Genomic DNA, 16,925 nt, shown 5'->3' on the forward strand with positions numbered 1-16,925 from the left:
ATGATTTTAGGTACCGTATTGAAACCCTCTACGACATCATCTATTCCCCTGTTACTCGCCGGACCCATTTTAAGAAAAACCACCGCGACTGAAGTGGTACTTTGGTTAGCCACCAGCTCGCCTCTTGTTGGCCGGGCTGATCTTTATATTAGTGAAACTGAGCACATTCGTGAAACAGGCTTTTCGAACGAAAAAGAGCATTCTGAAGCAGAACAAGACCAGCCGTTTTATACCACACCGCTTGAAGAGCATGATTCGATTCAAATCGGTACACATGCGTGGGTGACACTCATCCGCTTACAAGGTGAGTTTCCGACTAATACGCTTCTTGAATATGACATTCACACAGAGTCAGGTTCACTAAAAGAGCTCGCCCCTCACCTTGTTTACAACGGTAAATCTCGCGTTGAGTTTAAGATATCGACCTCGGCTGATTATATTCTGCATGGCTCTTGCCGTAATCCGCATCATCCAAGCAAAGACAGCTTAGTCGCAGCCGATAACAAGATAGCCGATCAAAGCGTCGCTGAAAGACCTGACATGCTGATGATGAGCGGCGACCAGATTTACGCCGACCATGTGGCAGGGCCAACACTTGATGCTATTCAGCAGGTGATTCAACTGCTTGGCCTTGTAGGTGAGTGCTTACCGACCGACTCGCAAATAAAGCAAATCAACACTAGTGACGCGCTGTATAGCAGTGAATATCACTTATATCAGCGTCATCACTATTTGCCGCACCACACCGCTTCAGAATCCATGATCGATAAGTTCTTCCCGAATCGTGGCATGCCGATTTTTAGCTCTACCGATTGTGAAAACCACTTGGTCACGCTGTCTGAGTTTATCGCGATGTACTTGTTGGTTTGGTCTCCCACACTGTGGCAATGCATCAATCGAGAACGTTTAATTGAGAATAACTTCACGCAAGGTGGACGCCAATTAACACCGACTGAGCAGCAACAGTGGCGGGATGAAAGCGTCATTATGGATGATTTCATTGCTGGCTTACCTCAAGTACAACGTCTGTTCGCGCATATTCCAACTTACATGATCTTCGATGATCACGATGTTACCGATGATTGGAACCTTACTGTGGGTTGGGAGCATGCTGTCGACCAAAACCAGTTCGCCACTCAAGTGATAGGTAACGGCCTTGCGGCTTACTGGATGTGTCAGGGCTGGGGTAACAAGCCGGAGAGCTTCGACGAAGCGTTTATCGAGCAAGCAAAACAGCTTTTTGTCGATCAACCGCGCATTACTAAACAAGCGCATATTGTTGAAAAAAATAAGAATATAGAACAAGCGCATAATGAAGCCGATGATAGCAATACTATTCACTCTGTTAGCAATATCGAGCCAGATAAGCATCAAGCCCTTATTGAGATGCTGAGTCGCTTTGAAGAGTGGCATTACACGATCGATACCTCACCCAAAGTCATTGTGTTGGATACTCGAACGCGTCGTTGGCGTTCAGAGTCACGCATGAATAAGCCTTCAGGTTTGATGGACTGGGAAGCCTTGGTTGAGTTTCAACATCAGTTAATGAATCAAGATAAAGTGGTGATCGTTTCTGCTGCGCCTATGTTTGGCGTGAAGTTTATTGAAACACTGCAAAAGATGGCAACGACCATAGGTAAGCCATTGGTGATTGACGCTGAAAACTGGATGGCACATCCGGGCAGTGCCAATACGCTGATCAGTATCTTTACCCATACCAAAACACCGACCAATTTCGTGGTGCTTTCTGGTGATGTTCACTACTCCTTTGCTTACGATATCAAGCTTAGGTATCGTCGCAACAGTCCGAACATCTATCAAATTACCTGCAGTGGCATTAAAAATCAGTTCCCTGCTTCGCTGCTTAAATTCTGCGATGTGTGGGACCGCCTGTTATACAGCCCTCGCTCAGTTTTGAACTATTTCACGAAGCGTAAGCGCTTAAAAATCGAGAAGCGAAGCCCCGACAATCAGACCTTCTATCGCCTTTCAAACCGCAGTGCGATTGGGGAGTTGAGGCTAGACACCGATGGGAAACCGCAATCAATCACGACACTCAGTGGCGACGGTAAAATTACCCGTTTCCCAGAGCCCGATTGATAAAATGCTCCTTATCGCTCGCCTATCCGTAATGTCAGTTTTTAGTAAAGACGCTTGCGATCACACTCTGTAGACCCAATAGTTATAGTTGATAACTATCAGCGCTACGGAACCCGATACAAATTTTAACTGGAGCTCGTTATGTTCAATTCTCTCACATCAATGTTTAAACAATTGATTGAAGGCCAGGACCTAAGCAAAAACCAAGGCACATCACCTAATGTCGCCATTGCGAGTTTATTGTGTGAGGTCGCGGGAGCCGACCATCAGATCAATGAATCAGAAAGAGTCGCTAAGCTACAGCTTCTGCAACGTTTGCTGGATTTAGATGAAGAACAAGCAAAGGTGCTGCTAGAGCAAGCAGAACCGAAAGTAGAGCAATCAGTCTCGCTGTATGACTTTACATCGCAACTCAGAGATCTTTCTCAGCCAGTGAGAATCGACTTAATCAAAGCAATGTGGGAAGTGGCGCACGCCGACGGAGAAATTGACCCTATCGAAGATTCTGTGATCCGTAAAACAGCAGAACTGCTCTACGTTGACCACAGTGACTTTATCAAGACTAAGTTGAACGTCCTCGGTAAAAGCTAACCAAAGGCTCTAATCGTGTTAATGGCCGTCAATAGAGCAAACGAGCTCTATTAGGCAGTTAAATCTCGATTAAACTGACGGTATCTATCAGCGTAATCGATCGCCATGCATGATGCCTTTAAGTTCTAATGGCGCGCCTTTTTTCGTTACATAAAGGCCGCGTTGATTCGATACCAACACACTGCGCTTACCTTTGGTTTGTTGAATATATAAGTGCTTGATATTGAATGTCTGCTTATCTTGGGCCTGATCTTGGTCCAATTGATAAAGGTAGTAATGATTCCCCCAGCGCAAGAATACACCAAACATTTGCTTGGTTTGAGCGACATTCCCATCCATGTCATAGCCAATGTACTGCATTTTGACTCGACCATTTTCCAATCGGAGCGAGATTCTCTCCCACCCGACCATCGGGTATTCCGCAGAAAATCGATAGGTACTTTTGGTTGCGAGCCCAGAGATTAAGCCTACATTTAGAATCACAAACAGCGTCAATAAGATAGGCATCCAAAACTTACGATTCATACTTATTGCCCTCGCGCATTGTTATTGTCGCCTTCGCAAGAGACAGTTTTAAACTGATGGCTTATCTCTTTCCAATGTCCATTTATCAAGGCGACGGCTTGGATATTCTGACACCCAACGCCAATGCGATGCAGATAGAGCGAATCAACACCGAGCTCTGACACGGCATCCAGCTCTTTTATAACTGCTTCATCAAAATTCAAACTGTCGTGATAAACATCCATACCTCGGTAGGCACTCTTATCTATAAAAAAAGCAAACTGATAAAACAGCATGAGAAGAAGCGCGCTGACTACAATTCCGGCAATACGAGATTGGTGACGAGCGATAAAGTGCTTCGCCTTGAACTGACGTGATTGTGGAGCCTGTTGCTTTGATTGCCCAGCTTGTTGGTTCATGCCTGAAGGCTTGGACGGTGGCGCTGATGTTAACTCATCAACGATGGTGGTTTTCTCTGAAACGATGCCAGCTTTATCTGAAACGATGGTGGCTTTCTCTGAAAACGCAGCTTCAACATGCGCTTCAGCGGTAGGTGTTGGCATCGATAAATAACTACCGACCTGTTTCAAACCATTGAAGCTGTACCCTTCCTTTTGAACCGTTAAGATTTTGCAATCACACTCAAACGAATTTAATGCCGTGCGAATGTTCTTAACCGCGACATTAAGTGAACTGCCCGTCACAACCCTGCCCGGCCAGCAATGCTCAAGTAAAAAGTCTCGACCAACGGCTTTTGGGCTGTTCTTAACTAGATGCTCAAGAATCAGGCCTTCTGAGGGGGATAAGGTGACCCGCTTACCAGATTCCGAATCAATGAGTGTGTTATTAATCAACTCGATGCTCGAAGCGTCTAAGGTGATTTTTTCATGGCTATTGGCGTTCATTTCGGCGAGGTGTTCATAAATAAAAAGGTCATCAAAAAAGGTGTTTGTTTGGTCGAACTAATAGCAAACCATACATAGAAAAGAGTAGTGATAAGTTTAGCCAATAATTAAGCTAAATATAAGCTCAGCGAGTAACAATATAAGCTCAACGAGTAACAATATAAAATAACAACAAGGTGAGTCAGTCACGTAAACTCACTCACCTTTGAACATAGCCAAGGTTTAACTCTAAACTGGTCATGGCCCTATATTAAAATCTCGTCGTTACGCAATCTGAAAACGAGGTCACAATTCTGTTCTAGCGAAATTAGAGTTCCAGTTTGAATCCAAGTTCACTTACCATAACTTCAGCGAAGCCTAACTTTACTGCATTCAGCTGACTGGCCACTTCGCGTGCTTGCTCTTCGTTTTTAGCCAATATTGCCATTGAATAGACTGGCCTGATCATCGCTTTTTGGTTTGGCTTCTCTTCTGCTATTTCTTGATGTTTTAAGTAAGCAGACGTAATCACACCTTGAGCACTCCAATCGACAACCATTTGCAAATCTTTGCTAATAACCTCATCGACAATGAATTGATTCTCAGGCTCTTTCCAAGCGAGTTCTACTGCGTAGTTTGTGAAAGCGACATCCGTGTTTAACCACTTATTACCGATGTCTCTGATTTCAGTCACCTCTACAAGCTCTTTAAATTGGAATGGTAAGTTACCAATCAAGTCTCTAACGTGCTGCTCACTGTCCGCTTCAATCACAAACTTAATCATCGGAAACTTTTTATCCCCAATAAAGCTTTGTGATACGAACATATCGTGTACCAAGCCCGCATCAATCAGGTTGGCAAATGCTTTTTTCTGATGAGGCATTGCCTCAAATACGGCTTGGGCGTCATCGGTTTTCCAAGCCACTGACACGCCGTATGCCGCTGCGTGGGCATGGGTTGAAAAAAGAATGGCTGAAAATAGAAAGCTAAAAATAGCTAAAAAGGTTCCTAGAGTTGTTTTCATTGTGGTGGCTTCCTAATTAGTCGCGAATAATTTCATACAAGTTAGGGTCAGCAGAAACCCCTTCAATTTTTAAAGGTGGTAATTCTTTTCTCATCGCCTGTATCGCATCATGGAAATGCTTTTTGCTTTCCCACTCTGCAACATTAATAAAACGGTATGTCGCATCCGAGCTTAAAGAGCGGTGCAATTTGGTAGAGATATATCCAGGTTGCTTCACCAATACGTCTCGCGCATCTTCCCAATACGTTAACGTAGCGGCTTCATGGGCTGGCTCGACTGAAAAAGTGTTTATCAATACAACGGGTTGTGCCGAAACCAACGCACTTACGCTTAGCGCCCCCAGTGCCAATCCATACTTAATAATGTTCTTCATCCTATTCTCCTTGTTTTGGGTGAGCTAACGCTACCACCTAGCTCTACCCAATCAAGGTCGAAACCTGAGATTTAATATTAATTAAAAAGCTAAATTTCAAACGAATATTATTCACTCGTAAAATAAGCGATGTAGCCATTCACTATTGATAAACCACTTGTTGAAATTAGGTTTCTTTGGATAACAATTTTCCTCCTCTTCGACACATAAGACGAAATTTAAGTCAGCCCACAAACCGAACCTCGCCCTATTTAACTAGTTTTTGAGCCCAACTAACTCAATAGGCTGTCACCCTTGCCCAACTCTTTCGCTATATGGTGTAGTTTGCTCAAATTGATTCTCTTTTTGAAAAAAGAAAGAGATTTCTGAGTACATGCACCTAATTTTTAACAAAATAATATTAAATCAGTCACTTAAAAATGGCACAAGACTTGCTGCCACATTATGCAACTCATTAAATAAGGATATTAAAAATGAAAGCATTGACCCCCTTGATATTAACAATGTCATTAAGTACTACGTTAACTGCTTGTGGAGGTGGTGGTGGTGGAAGCACCAGTGGTGGAAACTCTTCATCGAGTGAGGAACCAGAACCGGAAATTGCAACGGTCAGTGAGCCTATAGCTACAGTTGATTCATTCAGCGATATAGTGGTACCGGATAACTTTGAATGGAGTAGCGTCGAAACGCTTGAAATGGCGGTAAATGTCGTCAGTAGTTTTTCCACGACCAATGGAGAACCACAAAATATTCGCGGCTCTCACATTATCAAACTGTTTAGCACTTCGAACTCATCGACTGACTCTAACCCTTTCTACACAGGCATCTCAAACAAGGACGGACAACTCGCCAATAAGTTCTCAATCCCTAGTCACTGGCAAAGCATCACGATAATTGCCCTTGTTAAAGACTTAGAATGCACGTCAACATACGATTTAGATGAGCTTACATCAAATCTGTTGGTTTCATGTGACATCAATTTGGATAAAGATTAAGGGTAGAGATATGAATAATATAACAAAGTCACTCATCTTAGTCGGTACATTCGCGGTCAGCTCTTTTTCTCAACATGTTTTATCTGCTGCAACCGAGAATACTTCAACAACAAATGGGGATGGTTCTATCACAATTACACAGAAAATCGATGCTAGTAGTACATCCCCCCACTACGAAGTTAAAAGCAACAAGAAGTATGGCTTCGGCAAATACAGCCGCCACAACCAAGATTATTCTTGGCAACATGATGTACCAATTCCAAGTGGAGCGCAGATCACGTCAGCCAACCTAACCATCTATGCCTTCGATGTTGATTCAGAGGCACACAATGGTGAAAATGGCGAGTACGACAGTGTTTCGGTAGACGGTTCTATGCTCACCCCTGGTTTCTTGCAAGGCACCAACAACAACTGGTCAACAACTGTGTTTGATTTACCTGCATCTTCCCTTGATGACGGTCTTGTTGATGTCGACTTAGACATCGACGTCAACAAAGACGGTTGGTATACCACACTCTCATACAGCTTGATTAGTGTCACCTATACGGAGACATCAAACAATCCACCATATACACCGGAGCTAAGCCGAAGTACTGGTCTAGGCACAGCTCATGATCTCGTTGTCAGTATTACGGGACCAACACCAGCCGACCCTGATGGCGACTCAGTAACCTACAGTTATCGCTGGTTCGTTGATGTTGGCCAAGGTTTTTATGTCGATGATGAATTTGTAGGAAAAGCTGACAATAATACGGCCACTTTACCAGCCAACCAAACCGTAGCAGGAGAACTATGGAAGGTTCAAGTTACCGCCATTGACTCCTATGGGTTGATCAGTGATATCACTGAGATCGCTTGGCCTGAAATTGGTGATACAGATGGCGATGGAATTGCAGATGAAAATGATTACGCGCCGAACGATCCAACGATCGCCTTCTATAGTCGAACACCAACTTCTGGTTGGTACACTCTGAGCTTTGAAGACATGTGGCCTTATGAGGGAGATTACGACCTAAATGATTTCGTTACCCATTATGCGTATGGAACTTATACCAATGCCAGCAATCAAGTAACACGCTTCGATTATTATGGTCAGGCCATTGCTCGAGGTGCAAGCCAAGATAACAGCTTCGCGATTTCTCTTGCGGGATTAGATGCATCAAATGTCAGCTCATTGACTAAGACTTATGACAGCGAAACAACATCGTTAACTCCCGAAAGCGGTCATAACGGAGAGCTCGTTTTCGTGGTTATCGATAGTGTTAGTGATATGTTACCTAGCTCAGAGGTTTATCACTTTTACAATACTGAAGAAGGGGATGTGAGAAGTGTCGTTGACTATAGCGTTTCACTCGTTATAGACGGCTCTATCAGCAGCATTAGTGGCAATGTGTTTAATCCATTCATCTTCAAGAGTAATGCTCGTGAGAAGGAAGTCCACTTAATGAATTACCCTAATACCGACTTAGCGAATACAGCTATCTTTGGTGAAGGTGCGGATGACTCAATTGTCGACAACAATGAATATTACCAGACAAGTAATGGTCTACCTTGGGCTTTAGATATACCAGCCTCTTGGTCACATCCATATGAAAGAAAAGACGCCTGTGTTGCCTACCCTAATATCGTAGATTGGGCACAATCTGGTGGGGTTCAGCATTCCAGTTGGTTCCTGTCACCAGCAGATAACAAGGTATGGAAATAGAACGGTAGCAGAATCGCTACTGAGGTAAGCTGAAACGGTATCAAACATCTATTTTCCCGAAATGGAAAATAGATGTTTTTTCTTGTGGGGCGAAATTTTCGAGCAAGAAATAGAGGCTATCGAATAGTTTTTAAAGCATCGTCAATGTCAGTTTCGCGAGGTTATAAGCATCGACATAACCCGAGTGCTGACGACCTTCCCACTCAATGTTTTTCGCTTCTTGAGCAGCACGGTGACCAATACGTTTCTCTTTCAATCGATTCTGAACTCGATAAAGCGTGGCGATATTCAAGAACTCGCTGAACGGAGGTTCGATGCCTTTCTCAATACACTCTTTGTGTAAGATAAGATCGTCGCGTCCCCACGCTGCATAGATTTTCTTTGGACCACCGAAGTTCTTAATCATCGACTTGATAACAGACTCTAATGGGCGACCCTGTTTTTCGATTTTACGAGGGGTAATGCCCGTTAACTCGGCGCAGAATAGAGAGACTTCGTCTTTTTCGGGCTTAACGTAATATTGCGCGCGCTTCACGATGGTTCCAGATACAAGATCGATCTCAGCAAGACCAATTTCAATGATCTCCCCTGTTGTTCCTACACCGTCTTCGCTCCAACAGCACATTTCCAAATCGAAACACACCACTCGATTGTGATTCATACGTCGCCTAATTCTCTCGTCAAAAATTTCGTGAAATTGTACATGAGCCTAATAAAGAACTCGACCCCAGTTGCATCAAGTGCTCATTTAGCCTGCAATTGTGACTCGATTTCGGCCATTTGACTTACTTAGGTATAACATGCTGTCAGTTTTTTGAAGGAGCGCTTCAATGTCTTCATTAGTGCGGATCGTAGCCCCGATGCTTAGAGTGCAACTCAATAGCTGGCCAGAATGCTCGCAATGAGACTCACTCACCGTCTCTAAAATACATTCTAAATAGCGAGACAATGAGTCATGTTCGGTGATGCTCGAAATGATACCGAACTCATCCCCTCCCATCCGAAATAGGTTATCTCCAGACTTCAAGCTCACTGAGATAACCTTAATCACATGGATAAGTAACGCATCACCGGCTGGGTGCCCAAACTTATCATTGATCTCTTTAAACTTATCAACATCAAACACTATTAAGCTAAACGGCTTATCGCTTTGTATCGATTGACCAAGCATCTTATTAAAAGCTCGGCGATTATAAATTTCCGTTAAACTGTCATGATTGGCAAGAAAGCGAAGTTCTTCTGTTCTTTCATCAATCATTCTATATAAGCGCTCTTTCTCTCTAATTTGCAGGTTCACAATATAAGCGAGCAGTAATGAGATAGTGGTACCAACTATGCCGATTCCCGCCAACACTAAGTAACCATTAAATGAAATACATGCATCTATCTTGAAGTCGATAATCCATTCACGGTTAGTTAATGTAATCGTCTTTGTAATGTGCTGCCCAGTTACCGCTTCATAACCATTGGTTTCGAACATTATCGGGGCATCTTCAGCTTCAAAACCGCTATCGGTAACACGCACATAAACGTCCATATCGCCGACAGTAGACGCCAGAAGTTTCTCAAAATAGTATGTGGTACGAACAACACCAATCACAACCCCTAACAAATTGTCCGTTTGACCATCAAACACAGGGTGGTAGACCAACATTCCGCTCTTAGGTGTGTTGCTGTCTAAACCGTCTTGCAACAGACGAACTTTGTCTGAAATATTCGCTTCGCGTGTTTTTTTAATGTTATCAATGACCAGATTAAACCGCTCACGAGAAGAGTAAAAACCCAAAACACCGTTGTTCACTGGATCATTCGGATAAATATCTGTCGCGATAAACACGGGCTCGCCATCCAAGACATAACCATAAGTTTTTGGCCCATGTTTAGGGATAGTAAACATTCTATAGGATGGGTATTGAGCTTTCATTTTGGCGGTATGCTCGGCAATATCTTCTACCGCTACTTTTTGCATCCACTGCAATCCGATCAGGCTTTTCGAACCGTTAATCGTTTGCTGAGCAAAACGATCAAATCGGTCCCGACTATCGACATCATTAGAATAGAAAAAATTCGCACCGGAACCGATATAAGCGACATCGTTATCAATAAACGCTTTTAAACTGAGCGTTTGATGCTGAGCAAAGCTATCCAGATTCTCATTCAAAGACCTATTTTGATTCGCCGCAACCAAAACAAAACACAACACCGTCATCAAAAATGTGGCAAAAAAGACAACTAACGGCAAAGTTCGTTTCTTCAACCCTGTTATGGGGTCGGTAGTGTGGGGCATACAGCTTCCCATATGATGTTATTTTGAGTCGAAAGTATACACTGCCGGAATGCTAGGCTCTATTTATCTTTGACTCTCACAATGGGATAAAACTAACACTATTTACAACCCATGGACATTTACGGCTAATAAACCAACAAATCTCGATTAACTTTCAAGCTAACTCACCAAAAAGCCAGTTTATTGAAAACATTAAATAAAGCCCTTAAGCCTTGAATATGCTAGTATCCACCCATATTTATAGCTTGAAAGTGACCATTTCGGCCTTATGCCACTGAGTTTCTTTCCAACCTGTATATTCCTTTAAACCGACGAATATACCGTTAAATCAATTTTAAAGAGAAATCACTATGATCGTTGATTTGAACCTAATCCCACAAACGTTTGATATGCTTCACGCAGGCCTAACTGCATCAAGCGTTTTACTACTGCTAATTGCCGTTTCTCGTAAAACCAAAGTGGTTGAGAAAGTCGTAGAAAAACCAGTAGAAAAGATCGTTGAAGTTGAAAAGCCAGTTGAAAAAATTGTCGAAGTAGAGAAAGTTGTTGAAGTTGAACGTGTGATCGAAAAAGTAGTAGAAGTTGAATCTAAGCTGGCAACAGCACCAACAGATTCTGCAATGCAGCTACTGTCTATCATGCAGCAAGAAGCTCGTTTAATTGACTTCCTAAAAGAAGACCTAACGTCATTCTCTGATGAAGAAGTTGGCGCAGCAGCTCGTGTTATTCACACTGGCGGTCAAAAAGTATTAGCCGATTACGTAACGCTGTCTCACATCCGCACTGAAGATGAAGAAACACGTATCACTATTGCTGAAGGTTTCAACCCTCAAGAAATTCGCCTAACTGGCAACGTAATGGGTAACGCACCGTTCAATGGCACATTGGTTCACAAAGGTTGGAAAGCAACTGACATGAACCTGCCTAAGCTTGCTGAAAACTACGATGCATCTGTAATTGCACCGGCAGAGGTAGAGCTATAATGGAACACCAAACTCAGCCATCATCGCACGAGTCTTCTTCTCAAGAACATACGCCGCAGATGCATTCACAAGAGCTATCTTCTCAAGAGCAACATCAGGCGCCTAAGTTCAGTGTTGGTATCGATTTAGGTACAACACACTGCGTTTTGTCTTTCATCGACACAACAAATGAAGACGCTCGCGTTGAGGTGATGTCAATCCCTCAATTGACGGCTCCAGGTACAGTAGAAACTCGCAGCCAACTTGGCTCGTTCCTATACCAGCCGCACGAACATGAAATGAATGCGGGCTCTCGCGTTCTTCCTTGGTCTTCTGAGCCTAAAGCACTGGTTGGTGCGATTGCTCGTAACCTTGGTTCTAAAACCCCAATCCGTTTGGTAGCAAGTGCAAAATCTTGGTTATGCCACGGTGGTGTGAACCGTCGTGATGCTTTCCTTCCTGCAGGCAGCCCTGAAGAAGTTGAAAAAGTATCTCCGCTTAAGACAACTGAATTGTACCTTGAGCACCTTAAAGACGCATGGAACCACGCAAACCCAGAACACAAACTGGCAGACCAAGATGTAACGATCACGGTTCCTGCTTCGTTTGATCCTGCAGCTCGTGACCTAACAGCAGAAGCTGCGCGTAATGTTGGCTTCACTCACCTGACACTTCTTGAAGAACCTCAAGCAGCACTGTATAGCTGGATTGATAACAGCAACGACACATGGCGCGATGAAGTGAACGTTGGTGACATCGTTCTTGTTGTCGATATCGGTGGTGGTACGACTGACCTTTCGTTGGTTGAAGTAACACAAGATGAAGGCAACCTAAGCCTGAACCGTATCGCTGTAGGTGAACATATCCTACTGGGCGGCGACAACATGGACTTAGCTCTGGCTTACCGTCTGAAAATGAAACTGGCTCAAGAAGGCAAAGAACTGGCTCCTTGGCAGGTTCAAGCGATGACTCACGCGTGTCGCGATGCAAAAGAAGCACTGCTTAACGATGCTGAGCTTCAATCTGTGCCAATCGTTGTTCCAAGCCGTGGTTCTAAACTACTGGGCGCAACACTGAAAACAGATCTGACTCAACAAGAAGTACAACAAACATTGGTTGATGGCTTCTTCCCGAAAGTAGCGGTGACTGAGCACCCAGTACAAAAGACGCGTGGCGCACTGACTCAAATGGGTCTGCCTTACGCTCAAGACGCAGGTATTACTCGTCACATTGCTGCATTCCTTTCTAAGCAAGCGAACGCGCTTTCTGGAAATAGTGAAACCGCTCAGCAAGATTTCAACCCGTTTGCAAACATGCCCGGTATGCCCGGTACAGAAGCGCCAGCGGCAGACTTCATCAAACCAACAGCGGTACTGTTCAATGGTGGTGTTCTAAAATCTAACCTACTTGCAGATCGTCTTTCAGACACGATCAATGAATGGCTAATTAATGCCGACGCTGAATTTGCTAAACAACTTTCAGGTTTAGACTTAGACCTAGCGGTTGCAAGTGGCGCTTCATACTACGGCGCAGTTCGTCGTGGCCAAGGCGTTCGTATCCGTGGTGGTATCGCATCTTCTTACTACGTTGGAATTGAAAGCGCGATGCCAGCTATCCCAGGTATGGCTCCTCCAATGGAAGCACTGTGTGTTGCACCATTTGGTATGGAAGAAGGTTCAAGCGTACAAGTGCCTAGCCAAGAGTTCGGTCTAGTGATTGGTCAGCCAGTTCACTTCCAATTCTTCGGTTCAACTACTCGTCGTGAAGACCAAGCGGGTACGCACCTTGATCACTGGGCTCCAGAAGATCTGGATGAGCTTCCTGAAATTCAAGTGACACTGCCTGTTTCTGAAGGTCGTCGCGAAGGTGAAGTGGTTCCGGTGACCTTGGCTTCTCGCGTTACTGAACTAGGCACGTTATATCTGGAAGCGATTGCGACTGACAATGGTCAGAAGTGGCATGTTGAGTTCGACGTTCGTGAAGACTCGAATAACGACTCAAATGTAGAAGCATAATGAATCAACGGCACCTTAACGGGTGCCGTTACTTTATCAATGCGATTCCCTAGCCCTGTATTAAAAGCATTCCAAAGACAATAATAAGACCAAGATTATCCATTAACTGGTCATCACTTTGGCAGAATAAGGTTTTGTATGGCATCTCCTCGTTTTTTAGTCGGCATTGACTTAGGCACAACCAATACTGTTGTCGCTTACTGTGAAATCAACGACGACCTACAACATGCTCCCGTTTCTCTTTTCGATATTGACCAACTCATCGGCCCCGGTGAAGTGGTTCGCAAGCCGCTACTTCCATCATTTCGTTATCATCCCGCACAAGGTCAGATCTCCCCTTCCGATCTCACCATGCCCTGGGAACCGAGCTTAGTTGAAGGCGATATTCAAAATGTCATCGTAGGTGAATGGGCACGAGAATTAGGTGCTAAGGTTGAAGGCCGCCAAGTATCCAGTGCAAAAAGCTGGTTATCTCACCAAGCGGTTGATCGTAACTCCGACATTCTGCCGTGGGCAGGCGCAACTGACGTCGATAAAGTATCGCCAGTTGTGGCTAGTGCAAGCTACCTCAACCACATTCGCCAAGCATGGAACTACCGCAACCCAAGCAATAAGCTGGAAGACCAAGACGTTGTAGTCACCGTTCCCGCTTCATTCGATGAGACAGCACGTAAGCTGACACTCGAAGCGGCAGCACTTGCTGGCTTAGGTAAGATTCTATTACTCGAAGAGCCGCAAGCCGTTTGTTATGACTGGTATGCCCGTCATCAACAAACCGCAGCCGATGAACTTCAACAGATCCCGCTGATTCTAGTGTGTGATGTCGGCGGTGGTACCACCGATTTAAGTTTGATCGAAGCAAGCTTCAACTCAAACAATGGCGATGACCAAGAACTCGCACTCGACCGTATCGGCGTTGGCGAACACTTGATGCTCGGTGGTGATAACCTAGATTTAGCCCTTGCCCACCTTGCAGAGCAACGCTTCAATCAAAACAAAAAGCTGAATGCTTCGAGCCTAACCAAACTGATTCAGCAGACTCGCGCCGCAAAAGAGAGCCTGCTTTCTGCTAACGCGCCAGACGATGTAAAGATCACCATGCTGGGCAGCGGTTCAAAGCTACTTGGCGGTACCAAGAGTATTGGTTTAACGAAACAAGAAGTTCATCAGATTGCACTGGAAGGTTTCTTCCCGCTTTCTGAGTTTACGGAAGTACCCGACAAACGACGTAGCGCGGTTGTAGAGTTCGGCCTACCCTACGCAGCAGATCCTGCGGTAAGTAAGCACGTTGCCGAATTCCTAGCGACACATCAGCAAGTATCTAAAGCCGCATTGGAAAAGTCAGACTCTGTTGAGTTTGATGATACCAAACCTGCAATTCCTGTTGGTGTACTGCTCAACGGTGGTGTGTTCAACAGTGAGCTTGTCACTGAACGTATTACTCAGTTACTTGGCAATTGGAACGGTGCTCCAATCACCGTCTTAGATAACCCTCACCCTGACTGGTCTGTAGCCCTTGGTGCAGTAGCTTTTGGTAAAGCACGCCGCGGTGCACAACTGAAAATCGGTGGCGGTGCTGCCCGTTCTTACTTCCTGCATCTGCAAGAGAAGAACAAGATGGGTAAAGCGCTTTGTCTGCTTGCCAAAGGAACCGAAGAAGGCCAAGAGATACGCTTGAACAGCCGTCGTTTCTCGCTGACTTTAGGCGAACCGGTACGATTTAATCTTCTGACTTCAACACACGATCAAATTGCTCATGACACCGCTATTCAAAACGGCGTGATGGTCAATGTCGACGCTGACTTGTTCTCCCCTCTTCCACCGTATATTTCAACGCTTGAAGGGTCAGGCACTGCAGAGCTTCAAGCCAACCAAAAAGAGCGTGTTGAAGTGTTGCTTGCTTGTCAGTTAACAGAAGTCGGCACACTGAAAATGGAGTGTGTGAGTACAGAAGATGACACTAAGCGTTGGTTGCTTGAATTTGAAGTAAGAAACAAGCAAGGTGATGAGTCTGATACCGCTAAACTTCACCCAAGACTGGATGAATGTAAGGAATTGATTTCTCGTCTGTACAGCGGCAACAAGAAGAGTGCTGAATCGAAAGAGATCAAAACACTGTCTAAAGATCTTGAGAAGCGACTTGGTAAGCGTGATGAATGGGACTTCACGACCCTTCGCCATCTGTTTGATACCTTTTCATTAGGTCGTAAACGCCGCCGTCGTTCAGAAGCACACGAGAAGAACTGGCTGCGTTTGGCGGGTTACTCGCTGCGTCCAGGCTTTGGCGATCCGACTGACTCATGGCGTATCGAACAAATTTGGGGCCTTTACCAACAAAACATTCAGTTCCAGAACCACCAAGGTTGGACGGACTGGTGGGTATTCTGGCGTCGTGTTGCCGGTGGATTAAACCAAGAGCAGCAAGAGAGTATCTTGGCTGATATCGCTAAGTACCTTCACCCGGGGGCAATGAAAAACCCTAAGACAGCCAAAGATGCACAAGATAATGGCTATGAAGCCATGGTTCGTTTAGCGGCGTCGCTTGAGCAACTTGAAGTGGAAGACAAAGTGCTGCTCGCAAGCTGGTTCTTGAGCAAAGCGATTAACCATAACCAGTTCGAACAGGCTCACTGGTGGGCGCTAGGACGATTAGCATCAAGAACGCCTTTGTATGGCAGCCAACACAGCGTAATTCCTAGAGAGCAAGCTGAACAGTGGTTACCAAAACTGCTTGAACAGAACTGGCAGAAAGAGCAGATGATCGCCTTCGCTGCTGTGATGATTTGCCGTAAAACTGGTGACCGTCAATTTGACATCTCTGACGACTATCGCAATCAAGTGATTGAGAAGCTTAAGCAAAGCAAGGTACCTGATTCATGGCTAACGCTAGTGAGTGAAGTGACTGAGCTTTCTGAGAGCGAATCTAAGCGCGTATTTGGTGATGCATTACCAAGCGGGTTAAGCCTGATTAATAACTAGTTTTAGGGCTCATTAGATTGGATCTCTAACTAGTAAAGAAAAAGCCACTTTCGATTCGTTGAAAGTGGCTTTTTTATTGGTGGCTTAAGGCTGGTATGTTTAGTCGACTTATCGCTTCTTGGTTAAGAGCCTTAGCCGTATTGCAGTTCATCATTGTTAATGTTTCGTTCCTGTTGGGTTGATAGGAAAATCCGTATTTTCATAAATATCAGATAATTTTTTCGGTTTCTTCTCTTTAGCTCCTTTGTTCGATTGATTATGAGTTTCGCTTAAAAGCCATTCCTCATGCATTTTTGCTGAATCCAAAAACTCTGGATCTTCCATTGCTTCCTTGCGAAGTTTATTTACACGTTCGAGAGTATCCCAAATCATAATACTTCACCTCCACTAAGGCAGTAATACAAAGATAGCTCAACCCCATAAAACTTCAACTAGCCCAATGAGATAGCGATCTCAATTTCGAAATTTAACTGCTCTATGTCAGTAAAAATAGTCATCCTCAACTG

The 16,925-nt window shown here is 44.5% G+C and carries 14 protein-coding genes; 7 read left to right on the forward strand and 7 right to left on the reverse strand.

Annotated features, from left to right (window positions below; genetic code table 11):
* Both AACU28_RS18100 and AACU28_RS18105 read left to right on the forward strand, forming a co-directional pair.
* Nucleotides 1–2,100, forward strand: coding sequence for an alkaline phosphatase family protein (locus AACU28_RS18100; protein WP_121603385.1), 2,100 nt, complete (start codon nucleotides 1–3; stop codon nucleotides 2,098–2,100).
* Nucleotides 2,101–2,241: 141 nt separating this feature from the next.
* Entirely contained in the window at nucleotides 2,242–2,691 is a 450-nt protein-coding gene (locus AACU28_RS18105; RefSeq protein WP_004734748.1) for a tellurite resistance TerB family protein, read from the forward strand.
* A gap of 87 nt (nucleotides 2,692–2,778) precedes the next feature.
* On the opposite strand, the gene AACU28_RS18110 is transcribed toward AACU28_RS18105, so the two are convergent.
* The 4 genes from AACU28_RS18110 to AACU28_RS18125 all read right to left on the reverse strand — a co-directional run bounded on the left by AACU28_RS18110 (nucleotide 2,779) and on the right by AACU28_RS18125 (nucleotide 5,476).
* Nucleotides 2,779–3,216, reverse strand: coding sequence for a hypothetical protein (locus AACU28_RS18110; RefSeq protein WP_102498025.1), 438 nt, complete (start codon nucleotides 3,214–3,216; stop codon nucleotides 2,779–2,781).
* A gap of 2 nt (nucleotides 3,217–3,218) precedes the next feature.
* Nucleotides 3,219–4,100, reverse strand: a complete 882-nt coding sequence (locus AACU28_RS18115) for a winged helix-turn-helix domain-containing protein (protein ID WP_121603386.1) — start codon at nucleotides 4,098–4,100, stop codon at nucleotides 3,219–3,221.
* Nucleotides 4,101–4,407: 307 nt separating this feature from the next.
* Nucleotides 4,408–5,103 carry a hypothetical protein gene (locus AACU28_RS18120; protein WP_017091261.1) on the reverse strand — a complete coding sequence of 232 codons (696 nt, stop codon included), beginning with the start codon at nucleotides 5,101–5,103 and terminating at the stop codon, nucleotides 4,408–4,410.
* Nucleotides 5,104–5,119: 16 nt separating this feature from the next.
* Nucleotides 5,120–5,476, reverse strand: a complete 357-nt coding sequence (locus AACU28_RS18125; RefSeq protein WP_004734744.1) for an antibiotic biosynthesis monooxygenase family protein — start codon at nucleotides 5,474–5,476, stop codon at nucleotides 5,120–5,122.
* 473 nt (nucleotides 5,477–5,949) lie between these two features.
* Here AACU28_RS18125 and AACU28_RS18130 point away from each other — a divergent pair, with 473 nt between their 5' ends.
* On the forward strand, nucleotides 5,950–6,471 hold the full coding sequence (locus AACU28_RS18130) for a hypothetical protein (RefSeq protein WP_017083369.1): 522 nt from the start codon (nucleotides 5,950–5,952) through the stop codon (nucleotides 6,469–6,471).
* Nucleotides 6,472–6,481: 10 nt separating this feature from the next.
* Nucleotides 6,482–8,176, forward strand: a complete 1,695-nt coding sequence (locus AACU28_RS18135; RefSeq protein ID WP_121603387.1) for an LruC domain-containing protein — start codon at nucleotides 6,482–6,484, stop codon at nucleotides 8,174–8,176.
* Nucleotides 8,177–8,306: 130 nt separating this feature from the next.
* Here the strand turns inward: AACU28_RS18135 and AACU28_RS18140 are convergent, their stop codons facing one another.
* Nucleotides 8,307–8,837: a 3'-5' exonuclease gene (locus AACU28_RS18140; RefSeq protein ID WP_017083367.1), complete on the reverse strand. Its 531-nt coding sequence runs from the start codon at nucleotides 8,835–8,837 to the stop codon at nucleotides 8,307–8,309.
* A gap of 87 nt (nucleotides 8,838–8,924) precedes the next feature.
* Nucleotides 8,925–10,463 (reverse strand): sensor domain-containing diguanylate cyclase, encoded by a 1,539-nt coding sequence (locus AACU28_RS18145; protein ID WP_102448066.1) that lies wholly within the window; start codon nucleotides 10,461–10,463, stop codon nucleotides 8,925–8,927.
* A gap of 350 nt (nucleotides 10,464–10,813) precedes the next feature.
* Between AACU28_RS18145 and AACU28_RS18150 the strand changes: the two genes are divergently transcribed.
* From AACU28_RS18150 to AACU28_RS18160, 3 genes are all read left to right on the forward strand, one after another.
* Nucleotides 10,814–11,446: a DUF2760 domain-containing protein gene (locus AACU28_RS18150; protein WP_121603388.1), complete on the forward strand. Its 633-nt coding sequence runs from the start codon at nucleotides 10,814–10,816 to the stop codon at nucleotides 11,444–11,446.
* A complete protein-coding gene (locus tag AACU28_RS18155; RefSeq protein WP_121603389.1) occupies nucleotides 11,446–13,440 on the forward strand; it encodes an Hsp70 family protein in 1,995 nt (664 codons plus the stop codon). The genes AACU28_RS18150 and AACU28_RS18155 overlap by 1 nt, the downstream gene beginning before the upstream one ends.
* Before the next feature lie 138 nt (nucleotides 13,441–13,578).
* Nucleotides 13,579–16,419, forward strand: coding sequence for an Hsp70 family protein (locus tag AACU28_RS18160; RefSeq protein WP_029224517.1), 2,841 nt, complete (start codon nucleotides 13,579–13,581; stop codon nucleotides 16,417–16,419).
* Between the two features lie 156 nt (nucleotides 16,420–16,575).
* Here the strand turns inward: AACU28_RS18160 and AACU28_RS18165 are convergent, their stop codons facing one another.
* Nucleotides 16,576–16,791, reverse strand: coding sequence for a hypothetical protein (locus tag AACU28_RS18165; protein WP_012604204.1), 216 nt, complete (start codon nucleotides 16,789–16,791; stop codon nucleotides 16,576–16,578).
* Nucleotides 16,792–16,925 lie beyond the last annotated feature (134 nt).

This window comes from Vibrio sp. SBT000027 (genome assembly GCF_963894355.1).
In the GTDB taxonomy this organism is placed as follows: domain Bacteria; phylum Pseudomonadota; class Gammaproteobacteria; order Enterobacterales; family Vibrionaceae; genus Vibrio; species Vibrio splendidus.